Raw genomic sequence first — 23,662 nt, 5'->3', positions numbered from 1 at the left:
CGGCTCAGCGCCGCGGCTTGAGTCGCACGGTCGGCAGGTCGGGCGCGGGCAGCGGGTCGCCGTCGTAGCCGGACACGGTGCCGAACGGGCCGTCGGGGTCGTTGCGGTCGATCACGTCGGATTGCCAGCGACGGCGGAACTCCACGACCTCCTCGTGCGTGCGGCCGATGAAGTTCCACCACATCACGAGCTCCTCGCCGAAGGGCACGCCACCGAGCAGCACGATGCGCACCGGGTCGGCGTCGGCGCGCACGCGCACGCGCTCGTGGCCGCGCTCGAGGTGCGCGAGTCGCGACCACGGCACCTCGGCGGCCGCGTCGGAGCCCGGCACCTCGACGAACGCGGGGCCGGCGTCCACCAGGATGCCGTGCTCGAACGTCGGATCGAGCGCGAGGTCGACCGAGCCGCCGGCCGGCAGGTCGACCTGCGCGCCGAGGATCGGGGAGAAGACCGTGATCGGCGCGGCCGCGGCATCCGTCGTCTCGCCGTCGCCCGCGAGCTCGCCGACGAAGACGCGCACGGTCGCGTCGCCCAGCGTGAACGGCTCGGTCTCGGCGTGCTCGAAGAACGGCGCGACGTCGCGCGACGCGGCGGGGAGCGCGACCCAGAGCTGGACGCCGTGCAGGCGCGTCGTGCCGGGCGTCGAGACCTCGGAGTGCGAGATGCCGCGTCCGGCGGTCATCAGGTTGACTCCGCCGGGCCGGACCAGTTCGTGGCTGCCCGTCGAGTCGCGGTGCTCGATCTCGCCCTCGAAGAGCCAGCTGACGGTCTGCAGGCCGGTGTGGGGGTGCGGCGGCACGACCATGCCGCCCGTCTCGGCCACGTCGTCGGGACCGTAGTGGTCGGCGAAGCACCAGGCGCCGATCGTCGTGCGGCCGCGCTGGGGGAGCGTGCGACGGACGGGCATCGCCCGCGGACCGCCGAGCGGGACCTCGCGGTAGTCGTACACGTCGATCCCGGGCCCGGTCGCCTCGTCGGGCGGGCAGAGCAGTTCGACGGGATCGCGCTCGAGGTTGCTCATTCCCGCATCCTACGCGCGGGCGCCGACGCGGGCGGAGCAGTCGGACGAGCGGCGCCCACGGCGATCACGGCGCCGCGACGGGGTCGCGGACGGTAGGGCCGGAGGTCCCGTCCGGTGCGTGCGGCCGCGTGGCAGCATGGCGCCATGACCTCGCTCACCGAACCTCGACGTCTCCTCCTCGCCGGGCTCGCCATCGCCTCCGCCCTGGTGCTCACCGCATGCAACCCCGGCTCCGGCGCGGTCGAGGACTTCTCGGGCCTCCCGGTCGCCGAGGAGGAGGCGACGGACGAGGCCGGCGGCGAGGAGACGAATCTCGGCGGCGGGACCGAGGAGGAGACCGACGAGGAGGACACGGTCGAGGTTCCCGAGCCGACCGGCGACGAACCCTACGTGCAGTACCTCGACGACGGCGGCAAGCTCGCGATCACCATCTGGGGGTCGTCGACCTGCCCCGTCGTGCCGACGGAGCTGACGGTGCTCGCCGAGGCAGGCGAGGGCAATGCCGTCGAGGTTGTGCTGCCCGAACCCGAGACGCGTCCGTGCACCGCGGACTTCGTTCCGCACACGACGGTCTTCTGGACTCCGGTGTTCACCACGACGACCGAGCCGCTCGACGTGACGATCGGCGACCAGCGGGTCACCGTGCCGGTCAAGTAGCCGATCGGGCCGCGGTCGCGCCGACGGGCGCCGGGTGCAGCTCAGCCGTGCCCGAGCGTGAGGTCGACGAACAGCTCGCTCGCCACGCGCTCGAGGTCGTCGCGCACGTCGGCGGGATCGCCGCCCGGCGGCACCCGGACGACGAGGTGCGCCTCGAACAGTCGCCCGCCCGCCATGGGCGCATCTCGCTGGCCCGTCGTGATCGTCTCGATGCTGAGCCCGTGCCGGGCCAGCACCGCCGAGATGTCGCGCACGATGCCCGGGTGGTCGTTGCCGATCAGGTCGATGCGCAGCGGCGTCCAGGCGGATGCCTCGACCTCGGCCTTCGCCTCCAGGCCCGGGTGCGCCGCGACCTCCATGAGCCCGTCGAGCCCGTCGAGCGCCGCACGCAGCGCGGCCTCCTGCTCGGCGGGCACGTCGACCACGACGATGCCGGCGAACTGCCCGGCGAGCTCGGCCATCTGGCTCTGCTCCCAGTTGCCGCCGTGGTCGCCGATGACGTCGGCGAGCGCCCCGACGAGTCCGGCGCGGTCGTCTCCGATGACGGTCAGCACGAGTCTGGGCATGCGTGCATCCAACCATGCGCCGACGGGTGCGTCGAGCCCGGGCGTACGTCAGTACGGGCGGGCCGGAGGCATCCGCTCGCCGCCCCGCGACGAACCACGTCACGGAGCGTGCGCCCGTGGCGAACAGCGGCCCACCGCGGAGCCGCGGTCGTTACCGTTGAACGTAACGACGCCCCTACCCGGCGTCGGCGAGGAGTTGAGATGTTCGAGAGATTCACGGACCGAGCCCGTCGTGTCGTCGTCCTGGCCCAGGAAGAGGCCAAGATGCTGAATCACAACTACATCGGCACCGAGCACATCCTGCTCGGCCTCATCCACGAGGGTGAGGGCGTGGCCGCGAAGGCGCTCGAGTCGCTGGGGATCTCCCTCGATGCCGTCCGCGAGCAGGTGCAGGACATCATCGGGCAGGGCCAGCAGCAGCCGACGGGGCACATCCCGTTCACCCCGCGCGCCAAGAAGGTGCTCGAGCTGAGCCTCCGCGAGGCCCTCCAGCTCGGCCACAACTACATCGGCACCGAGCACATCCTCCTCGGCCTCATCCGCGAGGGCGAGGGCGTCGCCGCCCAGGTGCTCGTCAAGCTCGGCGCCGACCTCAACCGCGTGCGCCAGCAGGTCATCCAGCTCCTCTCCGGCTACCAGGGCAAGGAGCAGGTGCAGGTCGGCGCGAACGAGCAGCAGCAGCCGCAGGGCGGCTCGCAGATCCTCGACCAGTTCGGCCGCAACCTGACGCAGGCCGCGCGCGAGTCGAAGCTCGACCCGGTCATCGGCCGCGAGAAGGAGATCGAGCGGGTCATGCAGATCCTCTCGCGGCGCTCCAAGAACAACCCGGTGCTCATCGGCGAGCCCGGCGTCGGCAAGACCGCCGTCGTCGAGGGCCTCGCGCAGGCCATCGTCAAGGGCGAGGTGCCCGAGACGCTGAAGGACAAGCAGCTCTACTCGCTCGACCTCGGCTCGCTCATCGCGGGCTCCCGCTACCGCGGCGACTTCGAGGAGCGACTCAAGAAGGTCACCAAGGAGATCCGCACGCGCGGCGACATCATCGTCTTCATCGACGAGATCCACACCCTCGTCGGTGCGGGCGCCGCCGAGGGCGCGATCGACGCGGCATCGATCCTCAAGCCGCTGCTCGCGCGCGGCGAGCTGCAGACCATCGGCGCCACCACGCTCGACGAGTACCGCAAGCACTTCGAGAAGGATGCCGCGCTCGAGCGCCGCTTCCAGCCGATCCAGGTGGCCGAGCCGTCGCTGCCCCACGCGATCAACATCCTCAAGGGTCTCCGCGACCGCTACGAGGCGCACCACAAGGTGTCCATCACCGACGGCGCGATCGTCGCGGCGGCGAACCTCGCCGACCGGTACATCAGCGACCGGTTCCTGCCCGACAAGGCCATCGACCTGATCGACGAGGCGGGCGCGCGCCTGCGCCTGTCGATCCTGTCGTCGCCGCCCGAGCTGCGCGAGTTCGACGAGAAGATCGCCGTCGTGCGCTCGGCGAAGGAGACCGCGATCGAGGAGCAGGACTTCGAGAAGGCCGCGTCGCTGCGCGACGAGGAGAAGAACCTGCTCGGCGAGCGGCTCCGCCTCGAGAAGCAGTGGAAGTCGGGCGAGGTCAAGACGACCGCGGTCGTCGACGAGGGCCTGATCGCCGAGGTGCTCGCCCAGGCCACCGGCATCCCCGTCTTCAAGCTCACGGAGGAGGAGTCGTCGCGACTCGTCTTCATGGAGAAGGCGCTGCACGAGCGCGTCATCGGCCAGGAGGAGGCGATCGCCGCCCTCTCGAAGACGATCCGCCGCACGCGTGCGGGCCTCAAGGACCCGAAGCGCCCCTCGGGGTCGTTCATCTTCGCCGGCCCCACGGGCGTCGGCAAGACCGAGCTCGCCAAGGCGCTCGCCGAGTTCCTCTTCGACGACGAGTCGGCGATGATCTCGCTCGACATGTCGGAGTACGGCGAGAAGCACACGGTCTCGCGCCTCTTCGGCGCCCCTCCCGGGTTCGTCGGCTTCGAGGAGGGCGGCCAGCTCACCGAGAAGGTGCGCCGCAAGCCGTTCTCGGTCGTGCTCTTCGACGAGATCGAGAAGGCCCACCCCGACATCTTCAACTCGCTCCTGCAGATCCTGGAGGAGGGTCGTCTCACCGACGGCCAGGGCCGGGTCGTGGACTTCAAGAACACCGTCATCATCATGACGACGAACCTCGGCACGAAGGACATCTCGGGCGGCCCCGTGGGCTTCCAGATCGAGGGCGACACCCGCACGGGCTACGACCTCATGCGCGCGAAGGTGAACGAGGAGCTGAAGAAGCACTTCAAGCCCGAGTTCCTGAACCGCGTCGACGAGATCATCGTGTTCCCGCAGCTCAGCAAGGAGGAGCTGCTGCAGATCGTCGACCTCTTCATCAAGCGGCTCAGCGAGCGCATGCTCGACCGCGACATGACCGTCGAGCTCACGCTCCCGGCCAAGGAGCGGCTCATCGAGGTCGGGTTCGACCCGGCGCTCGGCGCCCGACCGCTGCGCCGCGCGGTGCAGCACGAGGTCGAGGACCGGCTGTCGGAGAAGATCCTGCACGGCGAGCTCAACTCGGGCGATCACGTGCACGTCGACTTCAAGGACGGCGAGTTCGTCTTCACCACGACGCAGCGGGCGCTGCCCGTGGGCGTCGGCGTGAACACGGGCGCGGCGATCGGCACCGGCCCGGCGACGCCGGACCTGGCCGCCGGCCAGTAACCGAGGGTTCCGAAACGAAGGGCGGATGCTGCGGCATCCGCCCTTCGTCGTCGTCGCGTCGAGCGCTCCTGAATCCGAGGACGGTCGTGCCAGGCGGTCGTCGACGGATGCCGCGCGGTGCGCGGCGGGGATATCGTCGAAGGGCCATCCCCGACGTCGACTGCGAGGCGAACCGCGATGAGACATCCGCTGCTGGACTGGGCCGACGAGAGCCTGCCGGAGATGCTGCTCGACCTCGAGCGGATGATCCTGGTGGAGTCGCCGTCCGCCGACCTCGCGGCCGTCGCACGGTCCGCCGACGTGGTCGCCGACATCGGCGAGCAGCGGATCGGCTTCGCGCCGGAGCGCATCGTGGTCGACGGGTGCACCCACCTCCGCTGGCACCTCGGATCGCCCGAGACCGATGCGCCGCGCGTGCTCCTGCTCGCACACCACGACACCGTCTGGCCGATCGGCTCGCTCGAGACCCATCCGTTCTCCATCCAGGACGGCGTGATCCGGGGCCCCGGGTGCTTCGACATGCTGACCGGCTTGGTCATGGCGGTCCACGCCGTGGCGCACCTCGGCCACCTGCCCGATGCCGCCGTCACGCTGCTGGTCACCGGCGACGAGGAGCTCGGGTCAGTGACCTCGCGTCCGCTCATCGAGCAGGAGGCCGACGGATGCGTCGCCGCGCTGGTGCTCGAGGCGAGCGGCGACGGCGGGGCGCTGAAGATCGGACGCAAGGGGACGTCGAGCTACCGCGTCGAGATCACCGGACGGGCCGCGCACGCGGGCCTCGAGCCGGAGAAGGGCCTCAACGCGACGCTCGAACTCGCCCACCAGGTCGGCGTCGTGTCCGGGTTCGCGGATGCCTCGCTCGGCACGTCGGTCACGCCGACCCTCGCCCGGAGCGGGACGACCCTGAACACCGTGCCGGCGCACGCCTCGTTCGAGGTCGACGTGCGTGCGCTGTCCGTGGCGGAGCAGGAACGCGTCGACGCGGAGTTCCGGTCGCTCGTCTCGTCGACCGGAGCGCGCATCGCGGTGCACGGCGGGGTCGGCCGCCCGCCCCTCGAGGTCACCGCCACCGAGGGCGTGTGGCGGCGCGCGCTCGCCGTCGCCGGCGAGCTCGGCCTGTCGTTGCCCGAAGCGATCGTCGTCGGCGGCGCATCCGACGGCAACTTCACCGGGGGGATCGGCGTGCCCACGCTCGACGGACTCGGCGCCGTCGGCGGGGGAGCGCACGCCGATCACGAGCACGTGATGGTCGAGGACATCCCGGTGCGCACGGCGCTGCTGACGGGGCTGATCCTCGACCTGCTCGGGGTGGACGGGCCCGTCACGACCCGGCGGGTGGGGGCACGGAGGTCGCCCCGCCAATCCCGGTGAATTGAAATTCACTTCCTGCTTGCGCGCGCCAGTGTATTCATTGCATGCTTGGCGCACGACAACGACGTCAGGAGTGATTCCCCGTGAACTTGACCGACACGCAGCGTGCCGCCCTCACCTCGATCTGCGACACGTTCGCCCCCGGTGACGGCAACGGCATCCCCTCCGCGAGCGCGATCGGCGCCGTGGCCATCGCCGAGGGCATGGCCGCGCGCAACCCGAGGAAGGCCGAGACCGAGCAGCTCGCCCGCATCCTGTCCCTGTGGGACACGCGCGTCTGGGGCATGTTCCTCGGAATCGGGCCGCGGCGGTTCTCGCAGCTGTCGCCGGCGCAGCGCGAGGCGGCCCTCATCGCACTCTCCGACTCGGACTCGTCGCTCAAGCGCGTGATGTTCCAGAGCCTCAAGGGCGCCGCGACGCTGTCGTACTACCTCGCCCCGGGGCCGACCGGCGTCTCGCCGCTGTGGACGGCGATGAAGTACCCCGGTCCGCTCGGACCGCGTCCGGACAGCGCCGAGCCGCCGCTCTCCCCGGTGACGCCGACGAGCGACCTCGAACTCGACTGCGACGTGGTCGTCGTGGGCTCCGGCGCGGGTGGGGGCACCGCCGCGGCGGTCCTCGCCCAGGCGGGCCACGACGTCGTGGTGCTGGAGAAGGGCCAGTACTACGACGACCGCGACTTCGACGGCGGCGAACTCAGCGGCCTCACCCGCCTGTACGCGCCGGGGCCGAGTGCGACGGCCGAGGGCCAGATGAGCCTCATGTCGGCGCAATGCCTGGGCGGCGGCACGGTCGTGAACTACTCGACCTCGTTCCGCACGCCGGACCGCGTGCGCGAGGAATGGGCCTCTCTCGGTGCGACCGGTTTCGCCGGCCGCGAGTACGACGCCGCGATGGACGCCGTCTGGTCGCGGATCGGCGTCAACGGCGATCACAGTCCGATCTCGTCGCGCGACGCCATCATGGAACGCGGCCTCCGCGCGCTCGGCTGGCACGTGGGTTCCCTCGAGCGGAACGTCATCGGCTGCGACGCTGCGATCGACTGCGGGCGCTGCGGTTCGGGATGCCGGCTGGGCGCCAAGCAGTCGACGGCGAAGACCTGGCTCGTCGACGCCGAACGGGCCGGCGCACGCCTCTACACGGGCGTCGACGTGCGCGAGGTCACCGTCTCCGGCGGGCGCGCGACGGGCGTCCGAGCGGTGACCGCCGACGGGCGCACCGTGATCGTGCGCGCGAAGGCCATCGTCGCCGCGGCGGGCAGCGTGCAGACACCCGCGCTGCTGCGCCGCTCCGGCCTGCGCAACCCGAACCTCGGCAAGCACCTGCGGCTCCACCCCGCCACCGCCGTGTGGGCGGAGTTCGACGAGGAGGTCCGCCCGTGGGAAGGCGGCATGCAGACGAGGTACTCGGCCGAGTTCTCCGACATGGACGGCTCGGGCTACGGCTCGGTCTTCGAGACCGCGGCCGCCAACCCCGCCCTGTCGGTCGCGTTCCTCTCCTGGCGCGGTGCGGGCGCGCAGTTGGACCGGATGCGTCGACTCGCCAACATGGGCAGCGTCGGCGTCATCACGCGCGACCAGGATTCCGGCGAGGTCCGCGTCGGCAAGGACGGCGAGCCGACGCTGCACTACACGCTCTCCGACCGCGACGCGGCCCGGGTGGCCCGCGGCGTCGCGGGGGCCGCTCGGGTGCTCGAGGCGGCGGGCGCGAAGACCATGTTCTCCGGCCACCAGGCCGGCTTCACCTGGGAGCGGGCGTCGGGTGCGTCCATCGACGACTTCATCGCCCGGTGCGACGCCGCCGGCTACGGTCCCGGTCGGTGCGCGATGGCGGCCCTGCACATCATGGGCACGGCGCGCATGGGGGGATCGGCCGACATGAGCGTCGCGAACCCGGACGGTGAGACGTGGGAGGTGCCGAACCTCGTCGTCGCCGACGCGTCGACCTTCCCGACGAGCTCGGGCGTGAACCCCATGGTGACGATCGAGGCGATCGGCCACCTGAACGCACGCAAGCTCGCCGCGAAGCTCTGACCGCGACCGGTGGCGGGCGGGTGCGTCCCGGCGCAATACGATGAGCGGATGACGCAGCCGCCCATCACCGTGCGCCGGGCGCGCACGCCCGACGTGCCGAAGATCGTGGAACTCGTGGAACCCCTCGTGGCCCGACGCATCCTGCTCGGCAAGGAGCGGGTCGACCTGTACGGGGCCGTGCAGGAGTTCCGCGTCGCGGAGACCGCCGACGGCACGGTCGTCGGCTGCGGTGCGCTGCACGTCATGTGGGAGGACCTCGGCGAGGTCCGGACGCTCGCGGTGGGCGACGAGTGGCTGGGCCACGGCGTCGGGCACGCGCTCCTCGCCGCGCTCGAGGCCGACGCGCGCGATCTCGGGCTCAGCCGACTGTTCTGCCTGACCTTCGAGGTGTCGTTCTTCGGTCGGCACGGATTCGAGGACATGGGCTCGGAGACCGTGGATCCCGAGCTGTACGCCGAGCTCGTGCGCTCGCACGACGAGGGCGTCGCCGAGTTCCTGGACCTCGCCCGCGTCAAGCAGAACACGCTCGGCAACACCCGGATGCTGAAAGTCCTCTGAGCGTTCCTCACCCGCGTTCGAGCACGCGGCGCGCCCGAACGCCCCGGTTCCCCGGGCGGCCGTAGCCTGAGCCCATGTCCACAGACCGCCCCGCGCCCGGGCGACTGCCCGCCTCCGTGTACCGACGCCGTCGGCTCATGGTGCTCCTGGGCCTCGTCGCGGTGATCGTCGCCGTCGTGCTCGTCTTCGTGCGCCCGGGCGCCAGCCAGGGCGACGACGTCGGCGCGACCGCACCGGCGACGGCGACGCCGTCGGCCCCTGCGACCGAACGCGCGACCGCGACGGATGCCGCCGAGCCGCCGGCGAGCGAGCCCGCGGCCGAGCCCGCCGGTGACGGCGACCCGTGCCGATCCGAGCAGATCACGGTGGAAGCCGTCACCGACGCGGCCGTCTACGCCGCGGGCGAGCAGCCGAAGCTCTCGGTGACGATCACCAACACCGGGCCGAACTCGTGCGTCATCAACGTCGGCACGGCGGCGCAGGTGTTCACCGTCACGAGTGGCGCCGACACCTACTGGACGTCGACCGACTGCCAGGTCGACCCGGTGGACGCCGACGTCACGATCGAGCCCGGCGCACCCGTCTCGTCGAGCGAGCCGATCGCGTGGGACCGCACGCGATCGAGCTCCGACACCTGCGGGGGCGAGCGGACGAGCGTTCCCGCGGGCGGCGCGTCGTATCACCTGAACGTCAGCGTGAGCGGCTTCGAGTCGACGAGCTCGAAACAGTTCCTGCTCTACTGACGATCCCGAGGCGCGCGCGGCTCGCCGATCGACGCGCGTCGGCGTGGGAGCCCGTGTGTCCGTGTGTGACGGCCCGCCGTTGATCCGGCGAGGAATGCTCAGCAGGATCGGAGGCGGACTAACCATCCTGCGGTCCAAGGGGTCCGCGGTGTTACCTCGCGCCGCGGGCCCCCGCCGCGTGGCGGCGCGGGGTGTCGCACGCGGCCGTCGCGCGGCCGGGCAGCGGTGCAGGTCGGGGGAGACCGGCCTCGGTAGGCTGGGCGGATGGCCGGTGCGAAGCGTTCGAAGCCCAAGCAGCCCGTCGAGTTCCGCTCGCAGGCGCTCGCCGAAGCCCTCGAGCGGCAGGACATGGCGGCCGTCGCGCTGGCGCTCCGGAACGGCAACACGGTCGTGCCGCTCATCAAGCCCGGTCCGCGCGACAGGCCGCTCGACGGCGGTGAGGTCTGGACCTATCGCGATCCGAACTCGGGCGAGGTCGCGCTGCTGCTCTTCAGCGACGCCCAGCACAAGCCCGCCAACCTCCCGCCGGCCGTCGGGCTGCAGAGCCCGGCGTGGCTGAAGTCGTTCCTGACCCGCCACGAGTCGACGATCACGACGGTGTTCCTCGACATCGCCGGACCGCACCCCATGCAGGCGTCGCCCGCCGAGCTGCTGAAGGCGCTCGCGGTCTAGAACGCCGCGTCGAGCTCGCGCTCGCGGGTGCCCGACGCCGCCATCATCGCCCGTTCGACCGCCGCACGGACGCTGCCGAGGTCGTCGTCGAGGAGCGCTCGGTAGCCGAGCCGTGCCGCCTCGGCGGCACGCTGTCGAGCGGATGCGACGGGTCGCACCTCGCCGGCGAGGCTGATCTCGCCGACCGCGGCGAGGTCGTGCGGCACGGCGCGATCGCGCATCGCGCTGGCGATCGCCACGGCGATCGCGAGGTCGGCCGCCGGCTCGACGAGGCGCACGCCGCCGACCGTGGAGACGTACACGTCGTGCTCGCCGAGCTGACGGAGGCCGGCGCGGCGCTCGAGCACCGCGATGATCATGGCGACGCGTGACGGATCGACCCCGTTCACGACCCGCCGCGGCTGCGGCGCCTTCGTGCCCACGACGAGCGCCTGCACCTCGACCGGGAGCGCCCGACGCCCCTCGAGTGCGACCGTCACGCACGTGCCGCTCACCGCGTTGCGCGAGCGGCTGAGGAAGAGCCCCGACGGGTCGGGAACCTCGGCGATGCCGTCGCCCGTCATCTCGAAGCAGCCGACCTCGTCGGTCGGGCCGAACCGGTTCTTCAGCGCGCGCACGAATCGGAGGGCGGTCTGGCGGTCGCCCTCGAACTGGCAGACCACGTCGACGAGGTGCTCGAGCAGGCGGGGGCCGGCGATCGTGCCGTCCTTCGTGACGTGGCCGACGAGCAGCACGGGCAGCTGCCGCTCCTTCGCGACGCGGATGAGCGTCGACGCGACCTCGCGGACCTGGCTCGGCTGGCCGGGCAGTCCGTCGGAGAGCGCGCTCGAGACCGTCTGGACCGAGTCGACGATGAGCAGTTCGGGGGAGACCTGGTCGACCTGGCCGAGGATCGTGGCGAGGTCGGTCTCGGACGCGAGGTAGAGCTCGTCGTGCAGCGCACCCGTGCGCCCGGCCCGCAGTCGGACCTGCGCGGTCGACTCTTCAGCGCTCACGTAGAGCACGCGGCGACCCGCGGCGGCGACCCTCGCTGCGACCTCGAGCAGCAGCGTCGACTTGCCGACGCCCGGCTCGCCGGAGAGCAGGATCGCGGCGCCTGCGACGATGCCCCCGCCGAGCACCCGGTCGAACTCGCCGACGCCGCTCGGACGGTGCGAGGCGTCGTCGCTCTCGACGATCGCCGAGATCGGTCGCGCGGCGCGCCCGGCGCTCGGCGTCACGGGCTGGAGGCTCCGCACGATGCCCGTCTCGACGCCGGCCTCGACGACCGTGCCCCACTGCTGGCACTCGGCGCATCGCCCGACCCACTTGACGGTGCTCCAACCGCATTCGGTGCAACGGAACGCGGTCGTTGATCTCGCCATGCCCCGAGCCTAGGGCCGGCCCCCGACATCGACGGGGAACCGCGCCTCGAGCGATGCCAGCAGGGCCGGCCGGAAGGCATCGGCCCAGACCTGGTACCCGTGGTCGTTGGGGTGGAACCAGTCGTTCGCGAAGTGCGTGAAGATGCGCCGCCACCCGCGGACGCGGGTCTCCCGGTGCAGCCGCACGACCTCGAGGTCGAATTCGGCGGCCACCCGGCGGAGGAGGAGGTTCGCCACGGCGACCTTCCGCTCGTTGTGGGGGAAGTAGAAGAACGGCAGGTCGGCGACGAGCGCGTGCGGCGGCACGGCGGCGAAGATCTCGCGGAGGTTGCGCTCGAACGCCACGGGATCCCACTTCGCGATGTCGTTCGCCCCGATGGAGACCGTCATGACGTCGGGCCGGAACTTCGCGAGCTTCGGCAGCTGGTCCTGCACCGCGAGCGTCGTCGTCGCACCCGAGACGCTGAGGTTCACGACGCGCACGGTGCGCATCGTCGTGTCGCGGATCAGCCGTGCGAGCAGCCCGACGTAGCTGTGATCGGGCCGGCTCGCGCCGATGCCCTGGGCCGCGCTGTCGCCGAGCGCCACGTACAGGATCTCGCCGTGGACCTTCGCGTGGTCGCGCCACCACTTCGAGTGCACGGGCAGTGTCTCGTTGAGGATCAGGCTGTTCGCGGTGATCCGCTCCCTGAACGATCGCCAGGCCGCGCGGAGCGCCAACGCGACCCCGGTGAGCAGCGCGATCGGCACGAGTACGGCGATGACGGATGCCGCGGGCGGACGTTCGTCGACCATGGCGCGACGCTATGGCGGGTGTCTGAACGGGCGCTGAACGGCGGCATGCGGGCGGCGCCGAGGCGCGCATCCGCTCGTTTTGGCACCTCGCCCGCGGGCCGCTATCATCGTTCTCGGTACCGTGTCCGAGCGGCCGAAGGTGCAACTCTCGAAAAGTTGTGTGCGTGAAAGCGCACCGTGGGTTCAAATCCCACCGGTACCGCCAACCGAACGCCCCGCATCCGAGCGATGCGGGGCGTTCGTCATCGTGGCCCCTGAACGGGTCCTTGTGCCTGTCGGCGACCTCTCAATACCGTGGCCCGCGAACTGGGTGACCGAACCTCTTGTGCGTCGGGAACAGCTGCTCGCGGAGCCTCGGGGTGCGGTGATACGCGCGTGAGGATGATCGATGACTGGTGTGAAGAAGAGGTTCCTGAGCCGAGTTCGAGCGGAGGCCGCTGCCGCAGCGAGCCACCACCATCGCCGCCGCGACCGCCGGCCCAGACGGAGCAGCGGAGCACGGGCATCGGCCATCGGCCTCGTCGCGGTCGCCGCGCTGGTGGTCCCGGTGGCCGTGGGCACGCCGGCCGTGGGGGCGCCCGTGGCGGCGAAGCGGCCTCCCCTGAGTGACCCGGGCTGCGCATCCGCGCCGTCGGCCGGGACGCCGGTCAGCCCGATCGCCGCTGGGTCGCCGTCCGGCCCGTACGCGACACCGGGGCTCGGGCTGCCGACTTGGGCGGACACGCAGTGGGCGCCCGCCGAGTACAACGACACCATCCAGCTCGGCGACGTCGACGGCGACGGGCTCTCCGAGCTGTTCGGCCGGACGGCGAACGGCCTCGACCTGCAGGGGTTCGACCACGATACGGGCCAGTGGCTGCCACTGGGTTCCCTGGACGCGGCACCGTTCAGCGACGCCGACGGCTGGACCGAGGTGAGCTCCTACGAGACCATCCAGACCGGCGACATCGACGGCTTCGCCGGCGTGGAGGTGTTCGGTCGCAGCGCGGACGGCGTCGTCGTCGAGTCCTTCGATCCGGATTCCCACTCGTGGGTGTCGTACCCGACGCTCGACCACTTCACCGACTCCCAGGGACTCGACCGGGCCGAGTACTCCAGGACGCTGCAGTCGGCCGACGTCGACGGCTCGCAGCGCGCGTCGGTTCTCGGCCGCACCCCCGGCGGCGTGAAGGTGTTCCAGTACCAGCCGTCGCCGGCCGAGGCATCCGCGGGCACGTGGGCGGAGCTGCCGACACTCGACACGTTCATCACGCCGCACTGGGACGAGGCCGAGTACTACTCGACGCTGCAGACGGCGGACCTCGACGGCGACGGTCGCGACGAGGTGCTCGCCCGCAACCGCGGCGGACTGGAGGCGTACACGTACGATCCGACGACGAAGGGATGGACGGAGTTGCCGGTCCTGGCGGAGCTCGGCGACGCCGACGGCTGGGCGGGGGCGTCGCACTATGCGACGATCCAGACGGCCGACCTCGACGGCGACGGGGCCGCGGACGTGCTCGGTCGCGGGAAGGACGGCATCGTCGCGTGGCGGTTCCTCGAGGGCGCGTGGGTGCCGTTGCCCGACCTCACGGACGACTTCACCGATGCGGGAGGTTGGCAGCAGGCGAAGTACTTCTCCACGATCCAGACCGGCGACGTCGACGGTGACGGCGCGGCCGAGGTGATCGGACGCGCCGCGAACGGCCTCCACACGTGGTCGCTGCACACCTCGACGAAGAAGTGGGTCGAGCTCGGCGTCTCCGGCCCGTTCCCGGACGACGCCGGATGGCACCGGGAGATGTCCTACCCGACGATCCACGTCGGCGAGATCGGCCTCACGGCGCAGGTCGGCGGCTCCTCCCGCATCCCCGATCCGCGTGTCGAGGTCATCGGGCGCGGGCCGACGGGCGTGCAGACGTACCGCTGGAACACGAAGGGCCTCGCGTGGGAGAGCCCGTCCGCCGTGTTCCCCGACTACAGCACCGGGGCGGCGGGCAAGGCCTACGACCAGCTGAACTCCATGTTCGGCGGCACGATCGACCCCGGCTTCGACCTCCGCACCGCCTATCAGACGGCGAGTGACGGGGCGTTCTCGTGCTGGACGACCACGATCACGGCCCTCACGGCGAGCCAGCTCGGCGTGGCAGCGAGCGTCTGGACGCCCATGCAGACGCAGCTGCTCGCCGAGATCGGCGCCGCGAAGGGCGTGGCGGACTGGTTCGAGGTCGTACGCGGCCGGATCACCGACATGGTCGCGCTCAAGAGCTTCGACGCGACGAGCTCGCGCCTCTCCTACTCCGAGAGCTCGAAGGCGAGCCTCGAGGCATCCGTCTTCAACATCTTCGGGGGAGTCGTCAGGTCCGCGGCGGTCGCGGGCGGACCCGCGGGCTCGGCGATCGGCGGGCTCGTCGCGACGGCGATCTCCGCGGGCGTCGGATTCGCGACGTCACCGACGACGGGTGAACTGCAGGGCGACTACGTCAAGATCGAGGCCGGCCTCGAGACGTCGTACCAGGACGCGCTCACCGGCAACGGGAACGCTCGCGCGGCGGTCGCCGCGGACTACGGCCGCCTGACGGCCGGCGATCTCCTCATCGAGGCCCTCGTCTGGGCGGAACCGCAGTCGGACGTCGAAGCCCGCATGACGGCCGCGTCGCTGCGCTCCTACACGATCTCGACGTGGCAGATGCTGACGCCCGCGATCTGGAACGTGTACGCCGGCAACGACAACGAATACTGCTCGAATGCACAGGGTGTGTGCTGGGGACTGTACGACGGTCTGTTCCTCCACGTGAAGGACGAGTTCGTCCACCAGCTGTTCCACTCGCCCGACTCCAGCTGTGCGACGACCTGGAACTTCGACACCTGCAACCTCGATCAGGACAAGGAGGACGTCTTCCGCGGTCGCGACGGGTGGAACATCCCCTGCCGATCGGACGAATACTCGAACGCGGGGTGCCCACCGGGGGCGTGATGCGCGTCACCATCCGCTGCGCGTCGGCGTGTGCCCGTCGCGCGCATCCTCGGGCATCGGCATCTCCGCGCGGATGCCGAGGAGGCGCACGGCTCGGGTCGCGTCGCGCTTGCCCGCGAGGTCGAGCACGTGCGCGAGCACCTCGTCCCGGTCGCTCGTCGGCGGCCTGATGCGGCGGCTGAAGGTCTTCGTCGTGAACGGCACGTACCGCACCTTGAGGGTGAGCCCGATGACCGGCCGCCCCTCGGTGGCGACGTCGGACAGCACCTGCTCGACGAGCTCGCCGAGTGCCGCCTCGATATCGGCGGGATCGGTGAGGTCCTGCTGGTACGTCCTCTCGCGACTGTGCCCGCGGGCGACCCATGGGGTGTCGTCGACCACGCGCGTGCCCTCGCCGCGCCCGAGCTGCCGGTACCAGGGGCCCATGCGCGGTCCGAATTCGCCGACGAGCACGTCGAGGTCGGCGTCGGCGAGCTGTGCGACGCTCTCGATGCCGTGCGCGGCGAGTCGGCGCGCGATGCGCGGGCCGACGCCCCAGACGGCCTTCGTCGGCCGATCACCCATGACCGCCATCCAGTTCGCGGCGGTGAGCCGGAACACGCCGCCGGGCTTGCCGAACTCGGTCGCCACCTTCGCCCGCAGCAGCGTGTCGCCGATGCCGACGCTGCAGTGCAGTCCCGTGCGCTCCAGCACCTCGCGCTGCAGGTCCCGCGCCGTCGCCTCGGGGAAGGCGACGTCGACGCCGACGAACGCCTCGTCCCACCCGAGCACCTGCACGACGGCGCCGGGATGCGCCCGGAGCGTCGCCATCACCTCGGCGGATGCGGCGGTGTAGGCGGGTGCGTCCACCGGGAGGATCACCGCATCCGGGACCTTCCGCGCGGCGATGCGCAGCGGCATTCCCGAGACGACGCCGAACTCGCGCGCCTCGTACGACGCCGTCGAGACGACGGCGCGCTCCGTAGGATCGCCGCGCCCGCCGACGATCACGGGCCTGCCGTCGAGCTCCGGATGCCGCAGCACCTCGACCGCGGCGATGAACTGGTCGAGGTCGACGTGCAGCACCCAGGCGTGCGCATGCCCCCCCATGCAGGCCAGACTCGCGCCGCGCGGCCGCGTCGCGCAAGTACCGCACGCGAACACGCCCGCACAACCTCTTGCACTCAGGAAGCATTCAGGAGGACAGTTGGCACAACGGAAGGAGAATCGATGAGTTTCCTCGCATTCCTGCTCCTCGGCCTGATCGCCGGGGCCATCGCCAAGCTGATCCTGCCCGGAAAGCAGGGCGGCGGCTGGTTCATCACCCTCTTGCTCGGCGTCATCGGCGCCCTGCTCGGCGGGTGGCTCGGGAGCGTGCTCTTCGGGGTCCAGCTCGGCGAGTTCTGGAACCTCACCACCTGGCTGCTCGCCATCGGCGGCTCGATCATCGTCCTGCTCATCTACGGACTCATCGTCGGTCGCAGGAAGACCGCCTGACCGCCCGGCCCGAACCCAGGGCCCGCACGGTCAGGGCCGATCCACGAGGTGGCCGCGACATCCTGGAGACAGGACGTCGCGGCCACCTCGTCGTTCCGGCGGGGCGTTCCGAGCCGACCCCGCGGCGGCGCGTCATCCGTGCATCGGCGGCACCACGATGGTGGGGCAGCGCGCATTCGTCACCATGGCGTGACTCACCGAGCCGAGGAACAGTCGCCGGACGACGCCGAGGCTGCGCGAGCCCACGATCACCGTCCCGTGGTCCTGTGCTCGGTGGAGGAGCGTCGCCGCCGTCGGCCCCGACACGACGTGCGTCACGATCTCGAGGTCGGGGTGCGCGTGCCGCGCCGGCACCAACGCCGCATCGAGTTCCTCGACGTCGGTGTCCATCGAGTGGGATCGCGATCCGACGTGCACCGCATGCAGCGTCTCGCCGATCGACGCGGCGAACGCCGCGGCGAAGCGGCACAGGTGCTCCGCGGCCGGGCCGTGGTCGACCGCGACGAGGACGCCGGAGCGCGGTCGCGCGTCGCCGATCGGGATCACTGCGACGGGGCCGCCGGCCATGCCGCACAGCCGGACCCCGATGCGGGAGCTGTGCCAGAACTCGTCGGTCCTGCCGTTCTCGGCGCCGACCACGACGAGGCTGCTCTCGCCCGTCCGGTCGCAGAGCGCGTCACCCGGTTCGTCGCGGAGGACCTCCGCCTCGACGTCGAGCGCCGGATGCTCCGCGCGGATCCGTGCCGCGGCCGCCTCGACCTCGGTCTCGGCGACGCGGACGAGTTCCGCGGTCTCGCGATCGTCGCCGGCGATCGAGTTCGGGTCCACCGCGCGGACGATCGTGACGGACCGCGCGCCCTCCGGCTGCCGCCCAGCGCGGGCGACGGCCCACGCGAGTGCCGTCTCCGCCGTGGCGCCGCCGTCCCACCCCACCACCGTCTTCTCGTGCATGTCCAGCCCTTCGATCGGTACGGTCTCGACCCTGCCCGAACACGCCGGCCGGTGTCGGGCCGAAGGTCCGCCCGACAGGCCGCCCGACCGCCGGCGGTTCGACGAGCGGGTGCCCGTCAGTCCGTGCCGCGCGCGTCGGCGAGTTCGACGAAGCGGCGCAGCATCCGCTGCGGATGGGTGATCGATGCCGAGTTCACCCGGTCGCGGAGCGCCTGGAGCTCGTGCGCCGGGAAGTACCCGTGGTGCCGGTAGACGCCGGCGCGCGCGATGAAGTCGGCCGCCGAGACCTCGGGATGGAACTGCGTGGCGTAGACGCTCGATCCGGCGCGGTAGACCTGCACGGGGCATCCGGCCGAGCCCGCCAGGTGGGCGACGCCGTCGGGCAGGCGGCTCGTGGCCTCCTTGTGGCCCACGAGGGCGTCGAACCGGACAGGCAGGCCGCCGAGGATCGGGTCGGTGCGGCCGGCGTCGGTGAGCGTGATCTCGACGGGGGCCGCCTCCTCGCCGTAGAGCGTCCCGACCTCGCCGCCGAGCACCCGGGTCAGGACGCCGATGCCGTAGCACGTGAACAGCACCGGATGGTCGGCGGCCAGCGCACGCTCGGCGATCCCGGCGAGGTCGGCTTCGACCCGGAGCTGCGTGGGGTGCTTCCGGTTCTCGGGCGTCGTCACGTTGAACGGGCTGCCGCCGACGATGATGCCCGCGTACCGGCGCGGATCGAGGTCGCCGATCGACTCGACGTCGAGTCGCACGTGGTCGAGGCGGCCCGCGTCGAGCCCGGACGCGCGACGCACCGACTCGTACTCGGGGCCCACCGCCTCGACCTCGGGCCGCGCCGAGAGGAACAGGAAGTCGCGAGGCTCGGTCATCGGCGCTTCCCGCCCTTCCGTCGGCCCTGGGCGCCCGCGCGCCGGGAACCGCGCGCACCACCGCCGTGCTTCCCGCGGGCCGCCCGTCCGGCGTCGCCACCGGCCCCGCGAGCATTCCGTTCGCTCCCGCTGCGCCGGTCGGCGCGCGCCTCGGCATCGCCGGCCGCGGCGTCCGCTCGGCCGCTCCGGGAACTGCGGGCCGTGCGCCCCCTGACGACGCCGACGAACTCCTGGATGTCGTCGTCGTCGCGCTCGACGCGCCAGACCAGCGCGATGCGGGTGGCCGGGGCGTCCGTCACCGGGATCGCGACGACGTCGCGGCGATGATGGAGGCGGGCGACGCCGTGCGGCAGGATGGCCCACCCCGTCCCCGCGGCGACGAGCTCGACGGTCATCGCCGGGTCGGCCTGCTCGGGCGCCCGCGCCTCGTCGGCGAGGTCGGCCAGTGCGAGCCCCTCCGCCTCCGCGAACGCGTGGTCCTTGGGCAGCACCGCGACCGCGATCTCCTCCCACAGCGGGATGACGTGCAGGCCCTCGTCGTCGACGGGCAGGCGCACGAACGCGAGGTCGGCGCCGTCGGAGCGCACGTCCGCGAGCTGTGCGGCCTCGTCGACCCGGACCGCCTCGAGCGGCACGTCGGGTCGGCGGTCGGCCCACGCCCGAAGCCACTTCGCGGGGCTCACCCCCGCGACGTACCTCAGCCGCAGCGACACGTCCGACCTCGTTCCCGCCGCCCGCGCGGCCCTCTCAGGCTAGCGCCGGGCGACCCGGCGCGACGTCCCGTTGCGCGCCGGGACGCGCACGCGACTACCGTGGAGGGGTGAACGCCGACAAGCCCCGCCAGTCCCAGTCGATGAAGCCGGAGACGGCGGCCAAGAAGCTCGGCATCCTGCTCGACGCGACACCGGAGGCCTTCCGCGGCGCGCCGGTGACTCGCGACGAGCTCGCCGCACTCCAGGCCGACCCGCCTGAGTGGCTCGCGACCCTGCGCCGCGACGGTCCCCACCCGCGGAGCGTCGTCGCCGCCAAGCTCGGCGTCTCGAACTCCGGCCTCGCCCGAGCCGGCATCACCGACCCGCTCACGACCGCCGAGATCAAGGCCATGCTCGAGGCCCCGCCCGAGTGGCTCGTCGAGGAGCGGGCGCGCCAGGCCGGCGTGCGCGCCGAGAAGCGACGCATCGCCGAGCGCGACGCCGAGCGTGCCGCGCGCGGCGACGAGGGGCGCGGCGGCGGCGGAGGCGGCGCGGGGGCCTGATCCGCGCAGCAGCGTGCGATGACTCGGCGTCAGGCCGCGTAGCGCGCGGCCAGGAAGGCTCGGACGTCCCCGATCTCCCGGTCGGACACCGAGTGGCCGAGCCCCTCGTAGACGCGCTGGTCCAGCGACGCGTGCGCCGGAAGCCACTCCTGCGTCAGCACCACCGACGTCGACGGGATCACCTCGTCGACCGTGCCGCGCCCCCAGAAGACGGGCGGCGCGAGCTCCGCCATCCGCTCGTCGCCCTCACGCGTGCCCGGCAGCGCGAACCCGGCGAGGCTCACCGCGAACGCGAACCGCTCGGGCGCTCGGCGCAGCAGCTCGAGCGCCATCGCTCCGCCCTGCGAGAAGCCGAGCAGGCCCACGGATGCCGCGCCCGGCGCGACGCGGTCGAGCCACTCGATCACGGCGGTCGTCGCCTCATCGGCACCGGTCATCGCGAACTCCTCGCCCTGCGCGAGGAGCGGGAACCAGGCGTGGCCGTAGCCGGTCGAGATCGGGGCGCGGAGCGAGGCGATCGCGGGCTCGAGCGGCAGGTACGGGCTCAGGCCGAACAGGTCGCCCTCGTGCGAGTTGTAGCCGTGGAGCAGCACCAGCAGGGGCCGCCCGGCCCGGTCGGCCGGCGATGCCGACCACATCACCGCCTCGTCGTCGATCCGCATCCGGGCATCGTACCCCGGTGCGAAGAACCCGCCCGACGTCGTCCCGAGCCCGGTTCACGGCGCTCCGGCGGCACGTGGGGCAGAATCGAGCCATGGCCGTACGCACTCCGGACCCGGACTGGAACCCCGACGACGAATCGGTCGTCCAGCCGCCCGCCAACCCGGGCTGGCTCTCCGACCTCGAGCTCGCGGAGATCCGCGGACGGTTGCCGCTGCTGTACGTCGAGGCGGTGCCCGTGCGCGTCGACGGCGTCGGGCAGGTCACCGAGGTCGGCGTGCTCCTCCGGGCGAATGCGGTCGGCGAGATGACGCGCACGCTCGTCTCGGGCCGCGTGATGTTCGGCGAGACGATCCGCGACGCGCTCTTCCGCCACCTCGAGAAGGACCTCGGCCCGATGGCGTTCCCCCTGCTGCCGTCGAGCCCGGTGCCCGCGACGGTCGCCGAGTACTTCCCGCTGCCCGGGATCTCGCCCTTCACGGACGAGCGGCAGCACGCCGTCTCGCTCGCCTACGTCGTGCCGGTCACCGGCACGTGCGAACCCCGCCAGGACGCGCTCGAGGTCACGTGGGTGTCGCCGGCCGAGGCCGCGAGCGACGCGTTCGGCTCCGAGATGGAGGGCGGGCGCGGCGTGCTGCTGCGACGGGCGCTCGCCGCGGTCGGCGCGCTCGTCTGAGCGGATGCCGCGAGCGCGGCCGGCACGTCGGCGCCCGGTGACGGCTCAGCCCGCGCCGCGACGGGAGGCGCGCGTCAGCGCACCATCCGCACCTCGTGGATGCTCTCGCCGAGGAACGGCTCGTCGTGCGAGACGCCGTCGGCCGTGAAGCCGTTGCGGTCGTAGAAGTGCACCGCACGCTCGTTCGCCGACGGCACCCACAGGTAGACGGAGGCGTCGCCGACGGCCGCATCGAAGAGCTTCTGCCCGATGCCCTTGCCGTGGTGCGCGTCGAGCAGGTGGATGAAGAACAGCTCGCGCTCGCGCGGCGCGTCCTCGTCACGGGCGGGGCCCGCTCCGGCGAATCCGACGATCTCGCCCTCGACGAGGGCGGCGACGTGCGTGAACTCCTCGCCCTGGCTCATCCAGTGGGTCCAGAGCTCGGCCATGCGCCGCGGAGAGAGGTTCTCGAGCGTCGCGGCGCTCACGAGCTGGTCGTAGTCCTCGTGCCAGCACTGCGCGTGGACCCGGCCGAGCGCCTCGGCGTCGGAATCGCGGATGGGACGGATGACGACATCGGCAGCGACCTCGGTGCTCATGCGGCACAGGCTAACCCGCGCCACGGTCGCGGGCGAAATCGGCGACGGCCCCGCCACCCTCCTCGGGTGCGGGGCCGTCGTGGCTGCCGGCGGGCGTCAGCCCTGGGCGCGCCGGTTCGTGCGCGTGTTGCGGTTCGGCGACACCAGGCTGCCGACGCGCAGCGGCTGCTTCTGCGATCCGCGGGTCGACGACCCGCGCTGCGCGCCCGTCGTCTGGGCACCGCGCGAGTGGCCCGATCCCTGCTTCGGGGCGTTCGACTTCGCCTCGGCGGGACGGCCCGACCGGTCGCGCCGCGGGGTCGCGGGCGCGACGTCCGACTGACCGCCACGGCCGCGGCCGCGGCTGCGGCGACCCTGACCGGCCGGCTGCGCGACGCCCGCCGCGCGCTCCTCGCGGGCGGCGCGCTTGCGCTGCGCGTTCGCGCCCTGCGACCGGCCGCGGCCCTGCTGCGGCTTCGCCTCGCGCGGTGCGGGCTTGACGTAGGGGGCGACCTCGCCCACCAGCTGCACGACCTTCGGCGTCGACGGCACGACCTTCTCGGGGGCGACCCGGATCTCGGCCTTGCGGAGGAGCTTGCCGAGGTCGTCCATCTGGCCGGGGAGCGCGATCGTCACGACGTCGCCCTCGCTGCCGGCCCGCGCGGTGCGGCCCGACCGGTGCAGGTACGCCTTGTGCTCCATGGGCGGGTCGACGTGGATGACGAGCTCGATGTCGTCGACGTGCACGCCGCGGGCGGCGACATCCGTGGCGACCATGACCCTGACCGAGCCGTCGCCGAACGCCGCGAGGTTGCGGTCGCGCTGCGGCTGCGAGAGGTTGCCGTGCAGGTCGACCGCGGGGATGCCCTGCTCGGTGAGCTTCTTCGCGAGCTTCTTGGCGTGGTGCTTCGTGCGCATGAACAGGATGCGTCGGCCGGTGCCCGACGCGAGGGTCTTCACGAGCTCGTGCTTGGCGTCGGTGTCGGCGACCTGGAAGACGTGGTGCGTCATCGCGGCGACGGGCGAGTGCGCCTCGTCGACCGAGTGCAGCACCTCGTTCTGCAGGTAGCGCTTGACGAGGCGGTCGACGCCGTTGTCGAGCGTCGCCGAGAAGAGCAGGCGCTGGCCGCCGGTGGGGGTCTTGTCGAGGATGCGCGTGACGACCGGCAGGAAGCCCAGGTCGGCCATGTGGTCGGCCTCGTCGAGCACCGTGATCTCGACGGCGTCGAGGTGGGCGAAGCCCTGCTTCATGAGGTCCTCGAGGCGGCCGGGCGTCGCCACGACGATGTCGACGCCCGCACGGAGCGCCTCGACCTGGCGCTTCTGGTTGATGCCGCCGAAGATCGTGGTGACCTTCAACCCGTACGCCGCGACGAGCGGCTCGAAGGTCTGCGTGATCTGGGTCGCGAGCTCGCGCGTCGGCGCGAGCACGAGGCCCAGGGGGCGACCCGCACGGCGGCGGCCGCCGGCGAGCGAGGTGCCGAGGCGGGCGACCATGGGCAGCGCGAACGCGATGGTCTTGCCCGAGCCGGTCTTGCCGCGGCCGAGCACGTCGCGGCCGGCGAGCGTGTCGGGCAGGGTGTCGGCCTGGATGGGGAAGGGGGTCGTCTTGCCCTCCGCCGCGAGGGCCGCGACGAGGGGAGCGGGCACGCCGAGCGCGCCGAAGGTGATCTCGGTCAAGGGGGTCCGTTTCGGATGGCACGGCCGGGCGCGCCGGTGCACGATGCGACAGCGGCGGATGGACCCGGCGGTGGGTGG

Annotated in this window: 22 protein-coding genes and 1 tRNA gene; 12 read left to right on the top strand and 11 right to left on the bottom strand. The window is 72.2% G+C overall.

Features of this window, described 5'->3' with window-relative positions; genetic code table 11:
* Nucleotides 1-4: 4 nt before the first annotated feature.
* Nucleotides 5-1,021 (bottom strand): pirin family protein, encoded by a 1,017-nt coding sequence (locus tag ABME02_RS15000; RefSeq protein ID WP_353816140.1) that lies wholly within the window; start codon nt 1,019-1,021, stop codon nt 5-7.
* 144 nt (nt 1,022-1,165) lie between these two features.
* On the opposite strand from ABME02_RS15000, the gene ABME02_RS14995 reads away from it, so the two are divergent.
* Nucleotides 1,166-1,678 (top strand): hypothetical protein, encoded by a 513-nt coding sequence (locus ABME02_RS14995; RefSeq protein WP_353816139.1) that lies wholly within the window; start codon nt 1,166-1,168, stop codon nt 1,676-1,678.
* A gap of 41 nt (nt 1,679-1,719) precedes the next feature.
* Here ABME02_RS14995 and ABME02_RS14990 read toward each other — a convergent pair whose 3' ends face one another.
* Nucleotides 1,720-2,244, bottom strand: a complete 525-nt coding sequence (locus ABME02_RS14990; RefSeq protein ID WP_353816138.1) for a glycine cleavage system transcriptional repressor — start codon at nt 2,242-2,244, stop codon at nt 1,720-1,722.
* Between the two features lie 201 nt (nt 2,245-2,445).
* Here ABME02_RS14990 and ABME02_RS14985 point away from each other — a divergent pair, with 201 nt between their 5' ends.
* From ABME02_RS14985 to ABME02_RS14960, 6 genes are all read left to right on the top strand, one after another.
* Complete coding sequence (locus ABME02_RS14985; protein WP_353816136.1) at nt 2,446-4,968, top strand: ATP-dependent Clp protease ATP-binding subunit; 2,523 nt, start codon at nt 2,446-2,448, stop codon at nt 4,966-4,968.
* A 177-nt stretch (nt 4,969-5,145) separates the two neighbouring features.
* The gene (locus ABME02_RS14980; protein ID WP_353816135.1) at nt 5,146-6,339 is read left to right on the top strand and encodes a M20 family metallopeptidase; all 1,194 of its coding nucleotides are present in this window, start codon (nt 5,146-5,148) and stop codon (nt 6,337-6,339) included.
* A gap of 83 nt (nt 6,340-6,422) precedes the next feature.
* On the top strand, nt 6,423-8,372 hold the full coding sequence (locus tag ABME02_RS14975) for a GMC family oxidoreductase N-terminal domain-containing protein (RefSeq protein ID WP_353816134.1): 1,950 nt from the start codon (nt 6,423-6,425) through the stop codon (nt 8,370-8,372).
* A 48-nt stretch (nt 8,373-8,420) separates the two neighbouring features.
* Nucleotides 8,421-8,930, top strand: a complete 510-nt coding sequence (locus ABME02_RS14970; protein ID WP_353816133.1) for an amino-acid N-acetyltransferase — start codon at nt 8,421-8,423, stop codon at nt 8,928-8,930.
* 74 nt (nt 8,931-9,004) lie between these two features.
* Nucleotides 9,005-9,673 carry a hypothetical protein gene (locus tag ABME02_RS14965; protein WP_353816132.1) on the top strand — a complete coding sequence of 223 codons (669 nt, stop codon included), beginning with the start codon at nt 9,005-9,007 and terminating at the stop codon, nt 9,671-9,673.
* Nucleotides 9,674-9,937: 264 nt separating this feature from the next.
* Nucleotides 9,938-10,345, top strand: coding sequence for a dehydrogenase (locus tag ABME02_RS14960; protein WP_353816131.1), 408 nt, complete (start codon nt 9,938-9,940; stop codon nt 10,343-10,345).
* Here ABME02_RS14960 and radA read toward each other — a convergent pair.
* Together radA and ABME02_RS14950 are read right to left on the bottom strand one after the other, a co-directional pair.
* Nucleotides 10,342-11,709 (bottom strand): DNA repair protein RadA, encoded by a 1,368-nt coding sequence (gene radA, locus ABME02_RS14955; protein ID WP_353816130.1) that lies wholly within the window; start codon nt 11,707-11,709, stop codon nt 10,342-10,344. The two genes, ABME02_RS14960 and radA, sit on opposite strands and share 4 nt — an antisense overlap.
* 9 nt (nt 11,710-11,718) lie before the next feature.
* The gene (locus ABME02_RS14950; RefSeq protein ID WP_353816129.1) at nt 11,719-12,504 is read right to left on the bottom strand and encodes an SGNH/GDSL hydrolase family protein; all 786 of its coding nucleotides are present in this window, start codon (nt 12,502-12,504) and stop codon (nt 11,719-11,721) included.
* A gap of 115 nt (nt 12,505-12,619) precedes the next feature.
* Between ABME02_RS14950 and ABME02_RS14945 the strand changes: the two genes are divergently transcribed.
* Nucleotides 12,620-12,709, top strand: a tRNA-Ser gene (locus tag ABME02_RS14945).
* Nucleotides 12,710-12,892: 183 nt separating this feature from the next.
* Nucleotides 12,893-15,460 carry an FG-GAP repeat domain-containing protein gene (locus tag ABME02_RS14940; protein WP_353816128.1) on the top strand — a complete coding sequence of 856 codons (2,568 nt, stop codon included), beginning with the start codon at nt 12,893-12,895 and terminating at the stop codon, nt 15,458-15,460.
* 6 nt (nt 15,461-15,466) lie between these two features.
* Here the strand turns inward: ABME02_RS14940 and ABME02_RS14935 are convergent, their stop codons facing one another.
* On the bottom strand, nt 15,467-16,549 hold the full coding sequence (locus ABME02_RS14935; RefSeq protein ID WP_353816127.1) for a DNA polymerase IV: 1,083 nt from the start codon (nt 16,547-16,549) through the stop codon (nt 15,467-15,469).
* A 120-nt stretch (nt 16,550-16,669) separates the two neighbouring features.
* Here ABME02_RS14935 and ABME02_RS14930 point away from each other — a divergent pair, with 120 nt between their 5' ends.
* Nucleotides 16,670-16,936, top strand: coding sequence for a GlsB/YeaQ/YmgE family stress response membrane protein (locus tag ABME02_RS14930; RefSeq protein ID WP_353816126.1), 267 nt, complete (start codon nt 16,670-16,672; stop codon nt 16,934-16,936).
* A 132-nt stretch (nt 16,937-17,068) separates the two neighbouring features.
* Here the strand turns inward: ABME02_RS14930 and ABME02_RS14925 are convergent, their stop codons facing one another.
* The 3 genes from ABME02_RS14925 to ABME02_RS14915 all read right to left on the bottom strand — a co-directional run bounded on the left by ABME02_RS14925 (nt 17,069) and on the right by ABME02_RS14915 (nt 19,469).
* Nucleotides 17,069-17,887 (bottom strand): universal stress protein, encoded by an 819-nt coding sequence (locus tag ABME02_RS14925; RefSeq protein ID WP_353816125.1) that lies wholly within the window; start codon nt 17,885-17,887, stop codon nt 17,069-17,071.
* 116 nt (nt 17,888-18,003) lie between these two features.
* On the bottom strand, nt 18,004-18,756 hold the full coding sequence (locus ABME02_RS14920; protein WP_353816124.1) for a glutamine amidotransferase: 753 nt from the start codon (nt 18,754-18,756) through the stop codon (nt 18,004-18,006).
* Nucleotides 18,753-19,469 (bottom strand): LysR family substrate-binding domain-containing protein, encoded by a 717-nt coding sequence (locus ABME02_RS14915; protein ID WP_353816123.1) that lies wholly within the window; start codon nt 19,467-19,469, stop codon nt 18,753-18,755. Before ABME02_RS14915 ends, ABME02_RS14920 begins: the two co-directional genes overlap by 4 nt.
* Nucleotides 19,470-19,609: 140 nt before the next feature.
* Here ABME02_RS14915 and ABME02_RS14910 point away from each other — a divergent pair, with 140 nt between their 5' ends.
* Nucleotides 19,610-20,011, top strand: a complete 402-nt coding sequence (locus tag ABME02_RS14910) for a DUF5997 family protein (protein WP_353816185.1) — start codon at nt 19,610-19,612, stop codon at nt 20,009-20,011.
* Between the two features lie 29 nt (nt 20,012-20,040).
* Here ABME02_RS14910 and ABME02_RS14905 read toward each other — a convergent pair whose 3' ends face one another.
* Nucleotides 20,041-20,673, bottom strand: coding sequence for an alpha/beta hydrolase (locus ABME02_RS14905; RefSeq protein ID WP_353816122.1), 633 nt, complete (start codon nt 20,671-20,673; stop codon nt 20,041-20,043).
* A 92-nt stretch (nt 20,674-20,765) separates the two neighbouring features.
* Here ABME02_RS14905 and ABME02_RS14900 point away from each other — a divergent pair, with 92 nt between their 5' ends.
* Complete coding sequence (locus ABME02_RS14900) at nt 20,766-21,347, top strand: NUDIX hydrolase family protein (protein ID WP_353816121.1); 582 nt, start codon at nt 20,766-20,768, stop codon at nt 21,345-21,347.
* A 74-nt stretch (nt 21,348-21,421) separates the two neighbouring features.
* On the opposite strand, the gene ABME02_RS14895 is transcribed toward ABME02_RS14900, so the two are convergent.
* Nucleotides 21,422-21,925 carry a GNAT family N-acetyltransferase gene (locus ABME02_RS14895; protein ID WP_353816120.1) on the bottom strand — a complete coding sequence of 168 codons (504 nt, stop codon included), beginning with the start codon at nt 21,923-21,925 and terminating at the stop codon, nt 21,422-21,424.
* A 96-nt stretch (nt 21,926-22,021) separates the two neighbouring features.
* Nucleotides 22,022-23,584, bottom strand: a complete 1,563-nt coding sequence (locus tag ABME02_RS14890; protein ID WP_353816119.1) for a DEAD/DEAH box helicase — start codon at nt 23,582-23,584, stop codon at nt 22,022-22,024.
* Nucleotides 23,585-23,662: the final 78 nt, after the last annotated feature.

The sequence above is a fragment of the Agromyces zhanjiangensis genome (genome assembly GCF_040496055.1).
Lineage (GTDB): Bacteria > Actinomycetota > Actinomycetes > Actinomycetales > Microbacteriaceae > Agromyces > Agromyces zhanjiangensis.
Note: the sequence above shows the minus strand (reverse complement) of the source record. Positions and strands in the feature narration are given on the sequence as shown.

Coding starts and splice junctions, on each gene's coding strand:
- ABME02_RS14910 (WP_353816185.1), top strand. CDS start 19,610: ATGAAGCCGGAGACGGCGGCCAAGAAGCTCGGCATCCTGCTCGACGCG.
- ABME02_RS14995 (WP_353816139.1), top strand. CDS start 1,166: ATGACCTCGCTCACCGAACCTCGACGTCTCCTCCTCGCCGGGCTCGCC.
- ABME02_RS14970 (WP_353816133.1), top strand. CDS start 8,421: ATGACGCAGCCGCCCATCACCGTGCGCCGGGCGCGCACGCCCGACGTG.
- radA (WP_353816130.1), bottom strand. CDS start 11,709: ATGGCGAGATCAACGACCGCGTTCCGTTGCACCGAATGCGGTTGGAGC.
- ABME02_RS15000 (WP_353816140.1), bottom strand. CDS start 1,021: ATGAGCAACCTCGAGCGCGATCCCGTCGAACTGCTCTGCCCGCCCGAC.
- ABME02_RS14935 (WP_353816127.1), bottom strand. CDS start 16,549: ATGGGGGGGCATGCGCACGCCTGGGTGCTGCACGTCGACCTCGACCAG.
- ABME02_RS14965 (WP_353816132.1), top strand. CDS start 9,005: ATGTCCACAGACCGCCCCGCGCCCGGGCGACTGCCCGCCTCCGTGTAC.
- ABME02_RS14960 (WP_353816131.1), top strand. CDS start 9,938: ATGGCCGGTGCGAAGCGTTCGAAGCCCAAGCAGCCCGTCGAGTTCCGC.
- ABME02_RS14990 (WP_353816138.1), bottom strand. CDS start 2,244: ATGCCCAGACTCGTGCTGACCGTCATCGGAGACGACCGCGCCGGACTC.
- ABME02_RS14985 (WP_353816136.1), top strand. CDS start 2,446: ATGTTCGAGAGATTCACGGACCGAGCCCGTCGTGTCGTCGTCCTGGCC.
- ABME02_RS14940 (WP_353816128.1), top strand. CDS start 12,893: ATGACTGGTGTGAAGAAGAGGTTCCTGAGCCGAGTTCGAGCGGAGGCC.
- ABME02_RS14980 (WP_353816135.1), top strand. CDS start 5,146: ATGAGACATCCGCTGCTGGACTGGGCCGACGAGAGCCTGCCGGAGATG.
- ABME02_RS14920 (WP_353816124.1), bottom strand. CDS start 18,756: ATGACCGAGCCTCGCGACTTCCTGTTCCTCTCGGCGCGGCCCGAGGTC.
- ABME02_RS14925 (WP_353816125.1), bottom strand. CDS start 17,887: ATGCACGAGAAGACGGTGGTGGGGTGGGACGGCGGCGCCACGGCGGAG.
- ABME02_RS14905 (WP_353816122.1), bottom strand. CDS start 20,673: ATGCGGATCGACGACGAGGCGGTGATGTGGTCGGCATCGCCGGCCGAC.
- ABME02_RS14950 (WP_353816129.1), bottom strand. CDS start 12,504: ATGGTCGACGAACGTCCGCCCGCGGCATCCGTCATCGCCGTACTCGTG.
- ABME02_RS14930 (WP_353816126.1), top strand. CDS start 16,670: ATGAGTTTCCTCGCATTCCTGCTCCTCGGCCTGATCGCCGGGGCCATC.
- ABME02_RS14895 (WP_353816120.1), bottom strand. CDS start 21,925: ATGAGCACCGAGGTCGCTGCCGATGTCGTCATCCGTCCCATCCGCGAT.
- ABME02_RS14900 (WP_353816121.1), top strand. CDS start 20,766: ATGGCCGTACGCACTCCGGACCCGGACTGGAACCCCGACGACGAATCG.